Source organism: Kineococcus indalonis, assembly GCF_009906395.1.
Taxonomy (GTDB): domain Bacteria; phylum Actinomycetota; class Actinomycetes; order Actinomycetales; family Kineococcaceae; genus Kineococcus; species Kineococcus indalonis.
In genome coordinates, this window is record NZ_JAAALM010000034.1 from 1 (window position 1) to 15898 (window position 15898).

Genomic DNA, 15898 nt, shown 5'->3' on the forward strand with positions numbered 1-15898 from the left:
CGGGCCAGCCCGCGGCCCACTCGCGCCGCTCGCGCCACAGCGGCGCCCACACCGGCTCGCGCCGGCGCCCGGCCAGGGCCAGGGCCTTCTCGCCGGCGGTGCGCAGGCCCGCCCCGGCGGCCAGCAGCGCGATCCCCGCGCCGGCGCGCGCCGGGCTCCAGTGCTTGCGGGCGAACTCGGCCTTGCCGCGGTTGAGCATGCGCAGCTTGCCGGTGCGCGAGGAGGCCGACTTGCCGCCGGCGTGCACGACGACCGCGTCGGGGGTGACCGCCGGGTGCAGGCCGCGGGCGAGGGCGCGGGCGCTGAGGTCGGCGTCCTCGCAGTACATGAAGAACGCCTCGTCGAAGCCGCCCAGCGCCTCCCACGTCGCGCGCGAGGCGAGCAGGAAGGCGCCGCTGACGACGCCGACGTCGCGCACGCTGTCGCGGTCCCAGCGCCCCAGGGACTCCGGGTCGAACACGGGGGAGCGCTTGAAGGCGGTGGACAGGCCGGTGGCGTAGCAGAACCAGCTCCACAGCGTCGGCTGCGCGAAGCAGGACGTCAGCGACACCGACCCGTCGGGGTAGAGCACGCGCCCGCCCACGACCCCGCGGGTGGGGTCCTCGGCCAGGAAGGCCAGCAGCGCGTCGACCGCGCCGGGGTGCACGACGGCGTCGGGGTTGAGCAGCAGCACGTGCCGGCCCCGGGCCAGGCGCGCGGCGAGGTTGCAGGCGGCGGCGAAGCCGAGGTTCTGCGGGGACAGGTGCACCCGCAGCCGCGGGTCGGCGGCGGCGCGCTCGCTCAGCAGGCGCCGGGTGGGCTCCTCGGAGGCGTTGTCGACGACGACGACCTCGTGGGACGCGGCCGGGCGGCCGCTCCCGGCCAGGGCGTCCAGGCACCGCGCGGTCCACTCCGGCGCGTTGTAGGTGACGACGACGACGCTGACGTCCACGCCCTCGTCCACGCCCTCGTCCACACCGTCCTCGGCCGCGCTCTCGGCCACGCTCGCGTCCACGGTCACGGGGGTCCCTCCTCGCCGGCCGGGGCCGGTCAGCACTGCGGGTCGCTACGCCGGGTCGGTGCGCCGGGTCCGCACGGCAGGTCCGTACGGCGGGTCAATGTATGCGCACCTCTGAGTCACCGTCGACGGGCACAGTGAACCACGGCCCGGACCCCGCCCCGGGCGCGCGCCCGCTCCTCAGGCGGTCAGCGGCATCCAGCGGGTGGGCGTGACGACGGCGTGCACGGGCCGGTCGTGCGGCAGCACCGGCAGGGGGCTGACGGCGGCGTCGAACAGCTCGTCGTCGTGCACGAGGGCCACCACGGGCACCCGCGGCGGCACCCGGCGCAGCGCCCGGTCGTAGCTGCCCCCGCCCTGCCCCAGGCGCCGGCCGGCGGTGTCCACGGCCAGCGCGGGCACGACGACGACGTCGACGGTGGCGATGGCGTGCGGTCCCAGCGGCCCGGGGCCGTGCCCGGCGCCGGGCGCGGTCCCGGCGCGCACCGGGCGCGCCTCCCAGTCCAGGTCGCCGTCGGGCAGCAGCACGGGCAGCAGCACCTCGACGCCGCCGCGGCGCAGCTCGGCCAGGGCGCTGCGGGTGCCCGGCTCACCGGTCAGGGAGGAGTAGAGCGCGACCCGGCGGGCGCCGGCGACGAGCGGGCAGGCCAGCAGGGTGCGCGCCACGCCGGCGTCGACCTCGGCGGCCTCGGCCGCGTCGCGCGCGCGGCGGTGGGCGCGCAGCGCCCGGCGCAGGCCCACCTTGCGGGCGGTGACCTCCAGGGGGTCGTGCGCGACCCGCAGCCCGCCGGCGGGGGTGCCGTCGCCGGGGGCCGCGCCCTCGACGACGGTGCCGGCGAGGTCGACGGCGAGGTCGACGGCGAGGGTGTCGTGCAGGGCGGTGTCGGTGGTGGGCCTGGCGTCGTCGCGGGTGGCGGGCACAGCGGCTCCTGGGGCGTGGCGTCCCGCGCGGTGGGGCTGCACGCGGGGCGGCGGGGGGAGCTCCAGTCTGCCTCCGGCGGCCCGTCAGGTCCATGCCTGCGTGAACGTCCGGCTGCGCTCGGTGCACGCGCTGGGCCGGGCGGTAGCCTCCGCCCCCATGAGCGAACGCGACGAGCGCCGCACCGTCCGCAAGGCCGTCATCCCGGCCGCCGGGCAGGGCACGCGGTTCCTGCCCGCCACGAAGGCCATGCCCAAGGAGATGCTGCCGGTGGTGGACACCCCGGCCATCCAGTACATCGTCGAGGAGGCCGTGCGCGCGGGCCTCACCGACGTCCTCATGATCACCGGCCGCAACAAGCGGCCGCTGGAGGACCACTTCGACCGCAACGTCGAGCTCGAGGTCGGCCTTCAGGCCAAGGGCGACAAGACCAAGCTCGCCCGGGTGCAGGAGTCCACCGACCTGGCCCAGGTGCACTACGTGCGCCAGGGCGACCCCAAGGGCCTGGGCCACGCGGTGCTGGTGGCCGAGCAGCACGTCGGCGACGAGCCGTTCGTGGTGCTGCTGGGCGACGACATCGTCGACGCCCGCGACCCGCTGCTGGACGCGATGATCGAGGTGCGCGAGCAGCACGGCGGCAGCGTGGTGGCGTTCATGGAGGTCCCCGAGGACCAGATCCACCTGTACGGGTGCGCGGTCGCCGAGCCCACCGGCACCGAGGACGTCGTGAGGGTCTCCGGCCTGGTGGAGAAGCCCAAGCGCGAGGAGGCCCCCAGCAACCTCGCCATCATCGGCCGCTACCTGCTGGACCCGGCCGTGTTCGCCGTGCTGCACGAGACGGCGCCGGGCAAGGGCGGGGAGATCCAGCTCACCGACGCGCTGCAGGTGCTGGCGCAGGGCACCGGCCCCGGGTACGGCGTGCACGGCGTCGTCTTCCGCGGCCGGCGCTACGACACCGGCGACAAGCTGGACTACATCAAGGCGGTCGTGCGCCTGGCCAGCGAGCGCGAGGACATCGGCCCGGAGCTGCGCGCGTGGCTGGGCGAGTACGTGGCCTCGGGGGCCGGCGCCCCCTCGTGAACCTCCCGATCCGCGACGCGCACGGCAGCGGGCCGTTCACCAGCGTCGAGGCGCACCGCAGGGCGTGCCTGGACCTGGTGCGGCCGCTGCCGCCGCTGGACGTGGCGCTGCGCGACGCGCTGGGCTGCGTGCTGGCCGAGGACGTGGTCAGCCCGCGGCCGCTGCCGGCCTTCGACAACTCCGGCATGGACGGCTACGCGGTGCGGGTGCGCGACGTGCAGGGCGCCTCGGAGTCCTCGCCGGTGGGGCTGCCGGTGGTCGCCGACATCCCCGCCGGCAGCGGGGACCCGCTGCGCCTGCCCGGCGGCACGACGGCGCGCATCATGACCGGCGCGCCGGTGCCGGCCGGCGCCGAGGCCGTGGTGCCGGTGGAGTGGACCGACCGCGGCGTGGCGCACGTGAGCATCGCGCGCGCCCCCTCGCCGGGCCAGCACGTGCGCCGCGCCGGCGAGGACGTCGCCGCCGGCGTGGTCGTCGTGGAGGCGGGCACGCGCCTGCAGCCGCGGCACGTCGGCGTCCTGGCGGCGGTGGGCCGCGCCCGCGTGCGGGTGCGCCCGCGCCCGCGCGTGGTGGTCGTCTCCACCGGCACCGAGGTCGTCGAGCCGGGCGCGGTGCTGGCGCGCGGGCAGCTGCACGACGCCAACGGCTACCTGCTGACCGCGGCCGCCGAGGACGTGGGCGCGCTGGCGTACCGGGTGGGCGTGGTCGCCGACGACGCCGCGGCGCTGGCCGCGGTGCTGGACGACCAGCTCGTGCGCGCCGACGTCGTGGTGACCTCCGGCGGCGTCAGCGAGGGCGCCTACGACACCGTCAAGGAGGTGCTCTCCGGGCGCGCGGCCGAGCGGGCCGGGCACCGGGTGCGCTTCGAGCGGGTCGCGGTGCAGCCGGGCATGCCGCAGGGCGCGGGCACGCTGGGCGAGCAGCAGGTGCCGGTGTTCACGCTGCCGGGCAACCCGGTGAGCTCCTTCGTCTCCTTCGAGGTGTTCGTGCGCCCCGCGCTGCGCCGCATGCTCGGCGCCGAGGGCCCGGACCCGGAGCGCCCGCGGGTGCGCTGCGTGGCCGCGCAGCGCTGGACGTCCCCGCCGGCCAAGGAGCAGTACGTGCGCTGCGCGTGGACGCGCGGCGGCGACGGGCGCCTGCGCGTGGCGCCGGTGTCCGGGCACGGCTCGCACCTGGTGACCGCCCTGGCGCGCACGACGTGCCTGGCCGTGGTACCCGTGGGCACGTCCGTGGTGGAGGTGGGCGACGAGGTGGAGTGCGTGCTGCTGGGACCGCTGCCGGTGGAGCGGGCGTGAGCGCCGACGAGCGCTCGGGCGAGCGCGCGGGCGGGCGCGCCGACGCGCGCGGGGAGCGGCTGACGCACCTCGACGAGCGCGGCCACGCCCGCGTGGTCGACGTGTCCGCCAAGCCCGTCACCGTGCGCGAGGCGCGCGCGGAGGGCCGGGTGCTGTGCTCCCCGCGGGTGCTGGAGCTGCTCGCCGCCGGCGGGCTGCCCAAGGGCGACGCGCTGGCGGTGGCGCGCATCGCCGGCCTGCAGGCGGCCAAGCGCACCCCGGACCTGGTGCCGCTGGCGCACCCGGTGGCGGTGCACGCCGTCGAGGTGGACATCGACGTGGAGGCCGACGCGCCCGAGCCGGGCGTGCGGATCCGCTCGGCGGTGCGCACCGCGGACCGCACGGGCATCGAGATGGAGGCGCTGACGTGCGTGGTGGTCGCGGCGCTGACGTTCGTGGACATGGTCAAGGCCGTGGACAGGCGCACGGTCGTCACGGGGGTGCGGGTGACCGCCAAGAGCGGCGGGCGCTCGGGGGACTGGAGCGTCGATGACTGAGCGGGCGCAGCAGCAGGGGCCGCGCAGCGCGCTCGTGGTCACCGTCTCCAACCGCGCCTCGGCCGGCGTGTACGCCGACGCCTCCGGCCCCGTGGTGGCCGAGGGCCTGCGCGCGGCGGGCTTCTCGGTGGACGGCCCGCTGGTCGTGCCCGACGGCGACCCGGTGGAGGAGGCGCTGCGCGACGCGGTGGCCGCCGGCTACGACGTGGTGGTCACCAACGGCGGCACCGGCCTGAGCCCGCTGGACCTGACCCCCGAGCGCACCCGGCGGGTGCTGGACTACGAGGTCCCCGGCGTGCCGGAGGCGGTGCGCGCGGCCGGCGCGGCCAGGGGCGTGCCCACCGCGGTGCTCTCGCGCGGGCTGGCCGGCGTGGCCGGGCGCACCTTCGTGGTGAACCTCCCCGGCTCGCCCGGCGCGGCGCGCGACGGGGTGGAGGTGCTGGTGGGTTTCCTGGCGCACGCCGTGGACCAGCTGCACGGCGCGGACCACCGCCGTGCCGGGGGGAGCGCGTGAACCCGTCAGCGAGCCGGCCGTGACGGTGCCCAGCTGGCCGGTGGAGCTGTCCGAGGGACCGGTGCGCCTGCGCCCGCTGCGCCGCCGCGACGCCGCCGCCTGGCGCGCGGTGCGCGTGGCGAACGCCTCCTGGCTGCGCCCGTGGGAGGCCACCAGCCCGGAGGCCTCCGGCCCGCCGCCCACGTTCGCGCAGATGGTGCGGGGTTTCTCCCGCGAAGCGCGCGCGGGGCGGATGCTGCCGTTCGTCATCGAGGTCGAGGGCCGCCTCGTGGGGCAGATCACCGTTTCCGGGGTGACGTGGGGTTCGCTGCGCTCGGCGCACGTGGGCTACTGGATCGACCGGCGCGCGGCCGGGCGCGGCACGGTCCCGCTGGCCCTGGCCCTGGTCGCCGACCACTGCTTCGGCGTGCTGCGGCTGCACCGGCTGGAGGTGAACATCCGGCCCGAGAACGCCGCCTCGCTGCGGGTGGCGGCCAAGCTGGGCCTGCGCGACGAGGGCCTGCGCGAGCGGTACCTGCACATCGACGGCGCCTGGCGCGACCACCGCACGTTCGCGGTCACGGCCGAGGAGGTCCCCGAGGGGCTGCTCACCCGCTACCGCGCCTCCCTGCGCGCCCAGGACCGCTAGGAAACCCCCGGCGCGGGCGCGGGGGAAACCCCGGGAAGGGCCCGCGGAAAGCGCCGAGAGCGTTCTCAGCGCCCTTCCCGGGCACCTTCCCGACGGCCCGGCGAGGATTCCCGGGAATGCGCGCCACGACACACCCCGCACGTGCACGGGGGCGCGGTTGTCAAGCCATAGCGTTGCGCCCGTGCCCGCGAGCAGCCTGATCTTCCTCGTCATCGTCCTCCTGTGGGCCGCCTACCTCGTGCCGGCGGCGATCCGCCGGCGCCGGCAGGTGGCGGACTCCCGCGTCGGCGACCGCGACTCCGCGGCGCTGCGCGTGGTGGTGCGCCAGGGCTCGGCGCCCTCCCTCGCCGCGCCCGCGGCGCTGCCGGCCTCCAGCGGCCCGGTGCTCGCCGGCGCTCCGGCCCGCCCGCTGCTGCCCGTGGCGGGCCCGGTGGCCGGCGGGCTGCCGGGGGCGGCGCAGGACCCGGCGCAGGACCCGGCGCAGGACCCGGCGCCGCGGGTGCTCGTGCGCCAGGGCGCCGACGGCCGCGTGGTGCGCCGCCGCCGGCAGCTGCTGGTCACCGTCCTGGGCGCGGCGGTGCTGGCGTGGGCGCTGGCGCTGGCGGCCGTGGTGCCGGCGTGGCTGGCGCTGCTGCCGACCGCGGCGCTGGCGCTGGTGGTGGCCGCGCTGCGCCGGCACGCCGCGCAGGCTCCCGCGCGCGTCGTGCTGCCGGCCGCCGTGGTCACCCCCGCCGCCCCGGCCGCCGCGGGCGCGGGCGCGCCGGGCACGGTGCTGGACGAGCTGACCGCGCAGCTGGAGCGCGAGCTGGCCGAGGAGCTGGCCGCCGCCGCGGTGCCGGCGCCGCGCCCGCAGCCGCAGGCGCCCGCCGCGCCCGCCGCGGAGGACGGCTCCTGGGAGCCCACGCAGGTGCCGCTGCCGACCTACCTGCTCAAGCCGCGCGCCCGCGTCGTGCGCCCGGCGCGCCCGGCGTCGCCGGCCGCCCGCGTCGACGTGGACGTCGAGGTCGAGGACGCCCCGGCGCCCTCGGTGCGCGGGCACCGCGTGATCGACGTGCGCGAGCGCGCCCGCGTCGTCAACGGCTGAGCGCCGCGCTGCGGGCGCCGGGGGTCGCGGACCCCGGCGTCCGGAGCGGCGGTGGAGTGCTGGTAGAGTTCTTCTCGCTCCCACGGCACGACGGGGGAGCGAGCAAGGGGCTGTGGCGCAGCTGGTAGCGCACCTCGTTCGCAACGAGGGGGTCAGGGGTTCGAGTCCCCTCAGCTCCACCCTCCAGAGGCCCTCGCCGGGTGACCGGCGGGGGCCTCTTCGCGTTCCGTCCCGGGGTCCCGCCAGGGCCTGCGCGCAGCGTGTCGCCGCGCCTGCGCAGGGTGCAGGGCTTGCGGAGAACGGGTGACAAGCCGCTACAGTGCGTCCCGTCAGGTCACCCACACGTAGCAGCTCGCTGATCGCGACCGGGTGGCCGCGCACCACGCCGTCGTGGACGTCCGTACCGGAAGACCACTTCGACGGGGGGAGAGGCATGGCCGCGGAAGAAGCGGCACCCGCCAGGGCGCGGGTGCTCCCGCAGCAGCAGCGACGCGTGATCGACGCCCCGGCGCCGCACAGCTCGTCCGCCCCCTTCCTGCCCGTCGCCCGACGGCGCTCCGGGGCCACCGCCGCACGCCGCCCCTCGCGCCGCCCGGTGTGGCAGCGGCAGTACGTGCGCACGATCGTCGCCACCGACGCGCTGGCCGCGCTGGCCGGTGCGCTCCTGGGCTGGGCCGTGCGCTTCGGCGACTCCACCCTGCACCTGAGCACCACCAGCGGCCGCTCCGTCGTCTGGCTCATGGCGCTGCTGCCGCCGATCTGGGTGGCCGCCAACGGGCTCATGCGCGCCTACGAGCCGCGCTTCCTCGGGGTGGGCTCGGAGGAGTTCCAGCGCGTGCTCACGGCCGGCACCGCCGTCGTCGCCCTCGTGGGGACCCTGTCCTGGGCGTTCGCGCTGGACGTGGCCCGCGGCTTCGTCGTGGTCGCGCTGCCGGTGGCCGGGCTGCTCACCCTCGCCGGCCGGCTGGCCGCGCGCCGCTACCTGCACCGCCGCCGGGCCGCGGGGGCGTGCGTGCAGTCCACCCTGGTGGCCGGTCACCCGGCCTCGGTGGCCTCGCTGGTGCGCCAGGTGCGCCGCGACACCGACCACGGCCTGCGCATCGACGCCGCCTGCACGCCCGACGGGCGCTCCAGCGCGGAGCTGGAGGCGCTGGGGGTGCCCGTGGTCGGGACGCTGGAGGACGTCGCCGCCGTCGCCCGCCGCCACGACGTGGACGTGGTCGCCACCCTGACGTGCCCGGAGCTGGACGGGCCGGTGCTGCGCCGGCTCGGCTGGCAGCTGGAGGACACCCGCGCCGACCTGGTCGTGGCCCCGGCGCTCACCGACGTCGTCGGCCCGCGCGTGGTCATCCGCCCCGTCTCCGGCCTGCCGCTGCTGCACGTGGAGCGCCCCGAGCTGCGCGGCCTGCGCCACGTCGGCAAGGCCCTGCTGGACCGCGGGTCCGCCGCGCTGGCGCTGCTGGCCCTCAGCCCGGTCTTCCTCGTCGTCGCCGCGATGATCCGGCTGGACTCCAGGGGGCCGGCGTTCTTCCGGCAGACCCGCGTGGGCCGCGACGGCCGGGAGTTCACGATGGTGAAGTTCCGCTCGATGGTCACCGACGCGGAGAAGCTGCTCATCGACCTGCGCGAGCAGTCCGAGGGCAACGGGCTGCTGTTCAAGATGAAGCGCGACCCGCGCATCACCCGGGTCGGGGGGCTGCTGCGCCGCTACTCCCTGGACGAGCTGCCGCAGCTGTTCAACGTCCTCACCGGTTCCATGTCGCTGGTGGGCCCGCGCCCGCCGCTGCCCCGGGAGGTCGCCGAGTACGGCGACGACCTGCGCCGCCGGCTGCTCGTCAAGCCCGGCCTGACCGGCCTGTGGCAGGTCAGCGGGCGCAGCGACCTCGACCTCGAGGAGTCCACGCGCCTGGACCTGCAGTACGTCGAGAACTGGTCCCCCGCGTTCGACGCGATGATCCTCGCCAAGACGGTCAAGGCGGTGCTGGGCGGTCGCGGGGCGTACTGAGCGCCGGGCAGTTCGACCGGGGGGAGGACCGCGGGCCGTTCGCGGCTGCGACGGTCCACGGGGTGGAGGGGGTTCGGCGTGACGGGTCAGAGCACCGCTGAGGGACCGAGGACGAGGGACGGGGTGGACCTCGCCGCGGGGGCGAGCGTGTCCGTGGTGATCCCCGCGCACGACGAGGCCCGCACGCTGCGGCGGACCCTGGAGGCGCTGCGCGCGGCCGCCGTGCACGAGGTGCCCGAGGTCGTCGTGGTCGCCAACGGCTGCACGGACGGCACCGCGGACGTCGCCCGGGCCGCCGGCGCGACGGTGGTGGAGCTGGGTGCGGCCTCGAAGGCGGCGGCCCTGCGCGCCGGCGACGAGGTGGCCACCGCGTTCCCGCGCGTCTACCTCGACGCGGACATCGTGCTGACCCCCGGGACGCTGGACTCCCTGGCCGCGCGACTGCGCGCCGGCGACCTCCTGGCCGCCTCCCCGCGCGTGGAGTTCGACACCTCCGCCTCGTCCTGGCCCGTGCGCGCCTTCTACCGCGCCTACCGGGAACTGCCGTACGTGCGCGAGGGCCTGGTGGGCCTGGGGGTCTACGGCCTCTCGGCGCGCGGGCGCTCGCGGTTCGGGCAGTTCCCTGACGTGACCAGCGACGACCTTTTCGTGCAGCGCCTCTTCGGCGAGGATGAGCGGGGGAGCAGCGGCGGGACGTTCGTCGTGGCCGCACCCCGAGACCTGCGGAACCTCGTCAAGGTGCGCACCCGCACCGCGGCGGGCAACGCGGAACTCAGCCGGTCGGCGGGGGACGCGCCGCCCGCGGCAGCGGTCGAGGACCGCTTCGGGCGCAGCACCTCCCGCACCTCGACCGCGCTGCTGCGCACGGTGGGGCGCCGCCCCGCCCTGGTGCCGTCCTTCGCGGTGTACACCGCGGTCACCGTCGCATCGCGGGTCCTCGCCCGCCGGCAGGGGACTGCCTGGCAGCGCGACTCCTCCACCCGCTGAGAAACCCGAACCGAGGAGAAGCAGTGGCCGTCGAACCCGTGGCTGGTTCCACCCCCGTCTCGACCTCGTCCGGCGCGCCGGGGGTGTCCCCCTCGGCCCGCGCCTCGCTGCCGCGGCAGCTGCCGCGCTCGGCGACCCTGCGCGTGGCTCCCGAGCACCGCCGCGTCGTCGTCGAGGGCGTGGCCTTCGACGCGCTGCGCGAGCAGGAGGTCGTCGCCCACGTGCTCGACGCGCTGGAGTCCGGCCTGGGCGGCAGCATCGTCACCCCCAACGTCGACATCCTGCGCCAGGTGCGCCGGCCCGGGGTGCGCGAGCTCGTCGAGCGCGCCGAGCTCGTGGTGCCCGACGGCATGCCGATCATCTGGGCCAGCCGGCTGCAGGGGGAGGCCCTGCCCGAGCGGGTGCCCGGTTCCTCGCTGATCTGGACGCTGTCGGAGGCGGCCGTCGCCGCGCACCGCTCGATCTACCTGCTCGGCGGGGCCCCCGGGATCGCGGAGCGGGCCACCGAGCGGCTGCGGGAGGTGTTCCCCGGCCTGCGCGTGGCCGGCTGGGACTGCCCGCCCCTGGGGTTCGAGAAGGACCCCGAGGAGCTGGAGGAGACCCTCGCCCGGGTGGAGTCCTGCGGGCCCGACCTGGTGTTCGTCGCCCTGGGGTTCCCCAAGCAGGAGAACCTCATGCAGCTGCTGCGCGAGCGGCTGCCCCGGGCGTGGTCGGTGGGCTGCGGGGGCACGCTGACGATGGTGGCCGGCGAGGTGGACCGCGCCCCGCGCTGGGCGCAGCGCGCCGGCCTGGAGTGGGCGCACCGCCTGGCGATGGAACCGCGCCGCATGGCCAAGCGGTACCTCGTGCACGGGGTCCCCTTCGCGCTGCGGCTGCTGCTGGGCGCGGTCGTGCGCGGCAGGTTCCCGGCCAAGCCCTGACGTCCCGCACCCCCCCGCCCGGCGGCCCCGCACCGGGACCGCCACCGGCACGCCGCCCCGTCGCCGCTCGACGGGGACCCGCGCCGGAGCGAGCAGCTCCGGCCGAGACTGACCGGGAGGTCGACCGCGTGGAGCACCGCGCCACAGCACAGCAGGAACGCCCCCTCGAGCGGCCGCTGCCCGAGGGCCCCGCCGCCGCGGCCGGGCCCTCGGTGGCCTACCTCGTGAGCGCCTACCCCGCGCTGTCCCACGCGTTCATCGAGCGCGAGGTGCTGGCCCTGCGCGCCGCCGGCGCCCGCGTGGAGACCTTCACCGTGCGCGCGCCGGACGCCGACGCGCGCCTGTCGGTCACCTCCCGCGCGGAGGCCGAGCGCACCACGGCGCTCGTGGGGCAGCCGCTGCCCGCCTACGCCGCGGCGCTGGCGGACCTGCTGCGCGCGCGCCCCACCGCCCTGCTGCGCGGGGTCGCGGCCGCCTGGGGCAGCGGGCCGCGCTCGCCGCGCGCCCGGCTGTGGCAGCAGTTCTACCTCGTCGAGGCGGCGTTCCTGCTGCAGCAGATGCGCCGGCGCGGGCTGCGGCACGTGCACGCGCACTTCGCCAACAACGGCGCGGACGTGGCGCGCCTGGTGGTCGCGCTGGGCCGGGCGCTGGACGGCCCGGACGCCGGCTGGGCGTGGAGCTTCACCATGCACGGGCCCACCGAGTTCGACGACGTGGACGGCCACGACCTGCCGGCCAAGGCGCGCTCGGCATCGGCGGTCGCCTGCATCAGCGAGTACTGCCGCGACCGCCTCAGCGCCCTGGCCGGCCCGGAGCACCGGGCGAAGATGAGCGTGGTGCGCATGGGCGTCGGCGCCGACCGCTTCCCGCCCTCGTCCGCGCTGCGCGCCGCCCGGCCGCCGGGGCCGCTGCGCGTGCTGTTCGTGGGCCGGCTCGTGCCGGAGAAGGGCCCGGAGCTGCTGCTGCGCGCGGCGCGCTCGCTGCGCGACGCCGGCCGCGCGCTGGAGGTCGTCCTCGTCGGCGCCGGCCCGCTGCGCGCCGCGCTCGAGCAGGAGGTGCGCGAGCGCGGCCTGCAGGACGTCGTGCGCCTGCAGGGACCGGTCGGTCAGGACGACCTGCCCGGTTGGTACGAGTGGGCCGACGTGTTCTGCCTGCCCAGCTACGCGGAAGGGGTTCCCGTGGTGCTCATGGAGGCCATGGCCACCGAGCTGCCGGTGGTGACGACGCCCGTCGCCGGCGTCCCCGAGCTCGTGGCGGACGGGGCGACGGGGCTGCTCGTCGATCCCGGCGACGTGCCGGGCGTCGCCGCGGCGATCGAGCGGCTCGCGCAGGACGCACCGCTGCGCCACGAGCTCGGGCGCTCGGCGCGCGAGCGCGTGCTGGAGGAGTTCCAGCCCGGCCCCAACGCCCGCCGCATGCTGGAGGTCCTCGGCGCGGTCGCGGCGGGTGCCCGCGCCGAGCGGGGAGGGCGCTGACGTGGCGGTCGCCAGCGTGATCGTGCGCACGTACGACTCCGCCGCCACCGTGGTGGCGACCCTGGAGTCGGTCCGCGCCCAGGACGTCGAGGCCGAGGTCGTCGTGGTGGACTCCGGCTCCACCGACGCCACCCTCGAGCTCGCCGCCCCGTTCGCGGACCACCTGGTGCGGCTGGACCGGGAGGAGTTCAGCTACGGGCGCGCGCTGAACCGCGGCGCCGCCGCGGCCACCGCCCCGGTGCACGTGGCGCTGTCCAGCCACTGCGTGCTGCCGCGCACCGACTGGCTGCGCATCGCCGCCGGGCACGTCCTGGACGGCGGCGCCGCGGCGGTGGTGGGCCTGCCCCAGGACGGCGAGCGCCGGCCGCTGGACGCGCCGTTCCGCGCCGACCACGCCTACGTCCTGTCCCACCAGCACTGGGGCTTCAGCAACCACGCCTCCGCCTGGTCGGCGCAGGTGTGGCGCCGGCACCGCTTCGACGAGGAGCTCACGGCCACCGAGGACAAGGAGTGGACGTGGCGCGCCCTGGAGGGCGCCGGCCCGCTCGTGGTCGACCCGCGCCTGGTCGTGGCGGGGCTGCACCGGCGCTCGGCGGGGGTGCGCCCCTACTACGCGCGGATGGTCAAGGAGATCAGCTCCATCCAGCACCTGCGCCCGCTGCCGCCCTTCGGCGCGCGCGAGGCGCTGGTGGAGTGGGGCCGCACCCGCCCGCGCGACCCCTTCCTCACCGGTGCCCGCCCCTTCGGGCGCACCCGGCTCGTGGAGGTCCTGGCGCGCTGGAGGGCCGCCCGGGTGGCTCCGCCGCCCACCGGCGCCCGCGGGGGAGGGGTGAGCGCGTGAGGGTCGCCGCCGTGGTGCCCGTGCGGGGGCACCAGAGGCTGCTCGACGGCTGCCTGGACGCCCTGCGCGCCCAGGAGCACCCCCTCGACGACCTGGTCGTCGTGGACGACTCCCCCGAGGGCTCCCTCGAGGGGCTCGAGGGGGTGCGGGTGCTGCGCAGCGGCGGCCTGGGCCCCTACGCCGCCCGCAACGTGGGCTGGCGCGCCGTGGACGCCGACGTGGTGCTGTTCCTCGACGCCCGCAGCCGGCCGCGGCCCCGGTGGTCGCAGCGGCTGCTGGAGCCCTTCGCCGACGCCTCCGTCGCGCTGGCCGGCTCGGAGGTGCGCGTGAGCGGCGGTGGCTCGGCCGGGGCGCGGGCCTCCGAGGTGCAGCAGTTCTTCCAGCTGCGCAACACCGTCGCGCGCTCCTTCTTCCTGCCGTACCTGCCCACGTGCAACCTCGCGGTGCGCCGCACCGACCTGGAGGCGGTGGCGGGCTTCTCCACGGTCCGCAGCGGCGGTGACGCCGACTTCTGCTGGCGCGTGCTGGGCCGCCCCGAGCGGCAGCTGCGGGTCGTGGAGGACGTCCTCATGGACTGGGTCCCCAGGGACCGGGCCCGGGACTACCTGGAGCAGAACTACCGCTACGGCAGGAGCAACTTCTCGCTGCGCACGGACTGGGCCGACCGCGGGTGCCCGCCGGCGCGACCGGTGGCCCGCGGGCGGCTGCTGCGCAGCGCCGCCGCCGTCGCCGCGCGCTACGGCGCCGCCCGGGTGCGCGGCGACCTCGACGGGCAGGTGACCTACCTCACGCACGCCTCCGGGTTGTGCTTCGACGTCGGCTACCGGGTGGCCGTGGACCGCCGCCGCCTCGCGCGGCGAGGCGCGCTCCCGGTGCCGCGGGGCGGCGCACCGGCCGCCGTGGAGGTGCGCTGATGCCCGCCCCCGGGGCGGCAGGTCCCGGTGGCGAGGTGAGCACCGGCCCCGTCGTGGGGGCCGACGCGCAGGGGTCGATGACCGGGAAGGTCGTGCGCGGGGCCGGCTGGTCGGGTGCGGCCCGGATGGCGACCCAGGGGCTGCAGTTCCTCGTCGGCCTCGTCCTGGCGCGCCTGCTGCTGCCGGAGGACTTCGGCCTGCTGGCCAGCGTCTACGTCATCACGGGTTTCGCGGTGATGTTCTTCGAGATGGGCCTCGGGGCCGCCCTGGTGCACCTGCCGCGGCCCACCGAGCGCGACATGTCCACGGTGTTCTGGGTCAACGCGCTGGGGGGCGTGGTCTTCGCGGCCCTCGTCGCGGCCGCTGCCCCGCTGATCGCCGACTTCTACGGGCAGCCGCAGCTGCGCGGCATCGCCCCGCTGGTGGCCCTGTCGTTCACCCTCGCGGTCGGCGTCGTGCACAACGCGCTCCTGCAGCGGCGCCTGCAGTTCCGCACGGCCGCCACGATCGAGGTGTCCTCGGCCCTGCTGGGGCACGCGACGACGCTGGTGGCCGCGCTGCTCGGCGCCGGCGCCCTCGCCCTGGCCTACGGCCCGCTCGTGGCCAGCGGCAGCGCCTCGGTGATGTCGTGGTGCGCGGTGCGCTGGTGGCCGCGCCACTTCGTCTCCGCGGACTCGTTCCGGCGGCTGTGGGGGTTCTCCAGCGGGATGCTCGGCTCCAACGTCGTGACCTACTGGGGCCGCAACGCCGACAACCTGCTCATCGGGCGGTTCCTCGGCGCGACCCCGCTGGGCCTGTACAACCGGGCGTACAACCTCATGCTGCTGCCGGTCACCCAGCTCAACGGGGCGCTGCAGCGCGTCATGTTCCCCGCCCTGGCGGCGATGCAGTCCGACCACGCCCGCGTGCGCCGGGCGTACCTGCGGGCCGTGGGCCTGGTCGGCGCGCTGACGATCCCGTTCCTGGTGGGGATCGCCGCGGTGGCCGACGGGCTGGTGCCCCTGCTGTGGGGCCCGAACTGGGAGGCCACCGTCCCGCTGCTGCAGGTGCTGTGCATCGCGGGGGTGCCCCAGTGCGTGGGCACCACCATGGGGTGGATCTTCCAGTCGCAGGGGCGGACCCGGACGATGTTCCTGGTGCAGAGCGCCAGCGCCGGCGTGGGCGTGGTCGCCATGGTGGTCGGGCTGAACTGGGGCATCACGGGGGTGGCGTGGGCGGTCCTGGTCCACGCCTGGGTGATGGGCCCGGTGTCGCTGCGCATCGCGGGGGGCGTCATCGGCCTGGGCCTGCCGGCGCTGCTGCGCCAGGCGTGGCGCAGCACCGCGGTGGCGTTCCTCATGGGGGTCCTGGTGTGGTCGCTGCCCCTGCTGCTGGGGGTGGACCGCGGTTCGCCGTGGGTGCTCCTCGTGCAGGTGCTCGCCGGCGTCGCGGTCTACGTCGCCGGTCTGCGCCTGGTGTCCCCGGAGCTGTTCAGCGAGGTCGGCCGGCTGGTCGGGGGCCGGCTGCGCCGGTGAGCACCGCCGGGCCGGGACCGCGTCGCACGACGCGGTCCCGGCCCAGCGGGCGCGGCTCAGAGGCCGGCGGGCTTGCCGTGGTCCTTGGGCAGGACCTGCAGCTTGTTCCAGGGGAAGTTGCGCATCACCTGGTAGCTGGGGGTGCCCGCCAGCAGCCCGGTCCACGGGTCGGTGCCGGTGGCCGCCTTC

At 77.0% G+C, this 15898-nt stretch carries 15 protein-coding genes and 1 tRNA gene; 14 read left to right on the forward strand and 2 right to left on the reverse strand.

What is annotated here, in order from left to right:
* Both GTR00_RS03500 and GTR00_RS03505 read right to left on the reverse strand, forming a co-directional pair.
* The coding region (locus GTR00_RS03500) for a glycosyltransferase family 2 protein (protein ID WP_166610258.1) at window positions 1-1000 on the reverse strand (1000 nt) is incomplete at its 3' end.
* Window positions 1001-1177: 177 nt separating this feature from the next.
* The gene (locus tag GTR00_RS03505; protein WP_205704969.1) at window positions 1178-1918 is read right to left on the reverse strand and encodes a 5-formyltetrahydrofolate cyclo-ligase; all 741 of its coding nucleotides are present in this window, start codon (window positions 1916-1918) and stop codon (window positions 1178-1180) included.
* Between the two features lie 157 nt (window positions 1919-2075).
* On the opposite strand from GTR00_RS03505, the gene galU reads away from it, so the two are divergent.
* From galU to GTR00_RS03575, 14 genes are all read left to right on the forward strand, one after another.
* On the forward strand, window positions 2076-2996 hold the full coding sequence (gene galU / locus GTR00_RS03510; protein ID WP_166610259.1) for a UTP--glucose-1-phosphate uridylyltransferase GalU: 921 nt from the start codon (window positions 2076-2078) through the stop codon (window positions 2994-2996).
* Window positions 2993-4291, forward strand: coding sequence for a molybdotransferase-like divisome protein Glp (gene glp, locus GTR00_RS03515; RefSeq protein WP_166610260.1), 1299 nt, complete (start codon window positions 2993-2995; stop codon window positions 4289-4291). The genes galU and glp overlap by 4 nt, the downstream gene beginning before the upstream one ends.
* A complete protein-coding gene (gene moaC / locus GTR00_RS03520; protein WP_166610261.1) occupies window positions 4288-4827 on the forward strand; it encodes a cyclic pyranopterin monophosphate synthase MoaC in 540 nt (179 codons plus the stop codon). The genes glp and moaC overlap by 4 nt, the downstream gene beginning before the upstream one ends.
* Window positions 4820-5341, forward strand: a complete 522-nt coding sequence (locus GTR00_RS03525) for a MogA/MoaB family molybdenum cofactor biosynthesis protein (RefSeq protein ID WP_166610262.1) — start codon at window positions 4820-4822, stop codon at window positions 5339-5341. Before moaC ends, GTR00_RS03525 begins: the two co-directional genes overlap by 8 nt.
* A 19-nt stretch (window positions 5342-5360) precedes the next feature.
* Window positions 5361-5969 (forward strand): GNAT family N-acetyltransferase, encoded by a 609-nt coding sequence (locus GTR00_RS03530; protein ID WP_166610263.1) that lies wholly within the window; start codon window positions 5361-5363, stop codon window positions 5967-5969.
* Window positions 5970-6150: 181 nt separating this feature from the next.
* Window positions 6151-7053: a hypothetical protein gene (locus GTR00_RS03535; RefSeq protein ID WP_166610264.1), complete on the forward strand. Its 903-nt coding sequence runs from the start codon at window positions 6151-6153 to the stop codon at window positions 7051-7053.
* A gap of 106 nt (window positions 7054-7159) precedes the next feature.
* Window positions 7160-7232 (forward strand) — tRNA-Ala (locus tag GTR00_RS03540).
* Between the two features lie 314 nt (window positions 7233-7546).
* Window positions 7547-9058 carry a sugar transferase gene (locus GTR00_RS03545; protein WP_323132182.1) on the forward strand — a complete coding sequence of 504 codons (1512 nt, stop codon included), beginning with the start codon at window positions 7547-7549 and terminating at the stop codon, window positions 9056-9058.
* A 123-nt stretch (window positions 9059-9181) separates the two neighbouring features.
* Window positions 9182-10045 carry a glycosyltransferase gene (locus GTR00_RS03550; RefSeq protein ID WP_166610266.1) on the forward strand — a complete coding sequence of 288 codons (864 nt, stop codon included), beginning with the start codon at window positions 9182-9184 and terminating at the stop codon, window positions 10043-10045.
* Between the two features lie 23 nt (window positions 10046-10068).
* Window positions 10069-10965: a WecB/TagA/CpsF family glycosyltransferase gene (locus tag GTR00_RS23450; RefSeq protein ID WP_205704970.1), complete on the forward strand. Its 897-nt coding sequence runs from the start codon at window positions 10069-10071 to the stop codon at window positions 10963-10965.
* A gap of 128 nt (window positions 10966-11093) precedes the next feature.
* Window positions 11094-12440, forward strand: a complete 1347-nt coding sequence (locus GTR00_RS25520; protein ID WP_166610267.1) for a glycosyltransferase family 4 protein — start codon at window positions 11094-11096, stop codon at window positions 12438-12440.
* A gap of 1 nt (window position 12441) precedes the next feature.
* On the forward strand, window positions 12442-13281 hold the full coding sequence (locus GTR00_RS03565; protein ID WP_166610268.1) for a glycosyltransferase family 2 protein: 840 nt from the start codon (window positions 12442-12444) through the stop codon (window positions 13279-13281).
* A complete protein-coding gene (locus tag GTR00_RS03570; RefSeq protein WP_166610269.1) occupies window positions 13278-14195 on the forward strand; it encodes a glycosyltransferase in 918 nt (305 codons plus the stop codon). Before GTR00_RS03565 ends, GTR00_RS03570 begins: the two co-directional genes overlap by 4 nt.
* On the forward strand, window positions 14195-15709 hold the full coding sequence (locus GTR00_RS03575; RefSeq protein ID WP_166610270.1) for an MOP flippase family protein: 1515 nt from the start codon (window positions 14195-14197) through the stop codon (window positions 15707-15709). Before GTR00_RS03570 ends, GTR00_RS03575 begins: the two co-directional genes overlap by 1 nt.
* Window positions 15710-15898 lie beyond the last annotated feature (189 nt).

Bases quoted from the DNA above. Each gene is read 5' to 3' on its own strand.
- GTR00_RS03525 (WP_166610262.1), top strand. From the start codon at position 4,820: ATGACTGAGCGGGCGCAGCAGCAGGGGCCGCGCAGCGCGCTCGTGGTC.
- GTR00_RS03575 (WP_166610270.1), top strand. From the start codon at position 14,195: ATGCCCGCCCCCGGGGCGGCAGGTCCCGGTGGCGAGGTGAGCACCGGC.
- galU (WP_166610259.1), top strand. From the start codon at position 2,076: ATGAGCGAACGCGACGAGCGCCGCACCGTCCGCAAGGCCGTCATCCCG.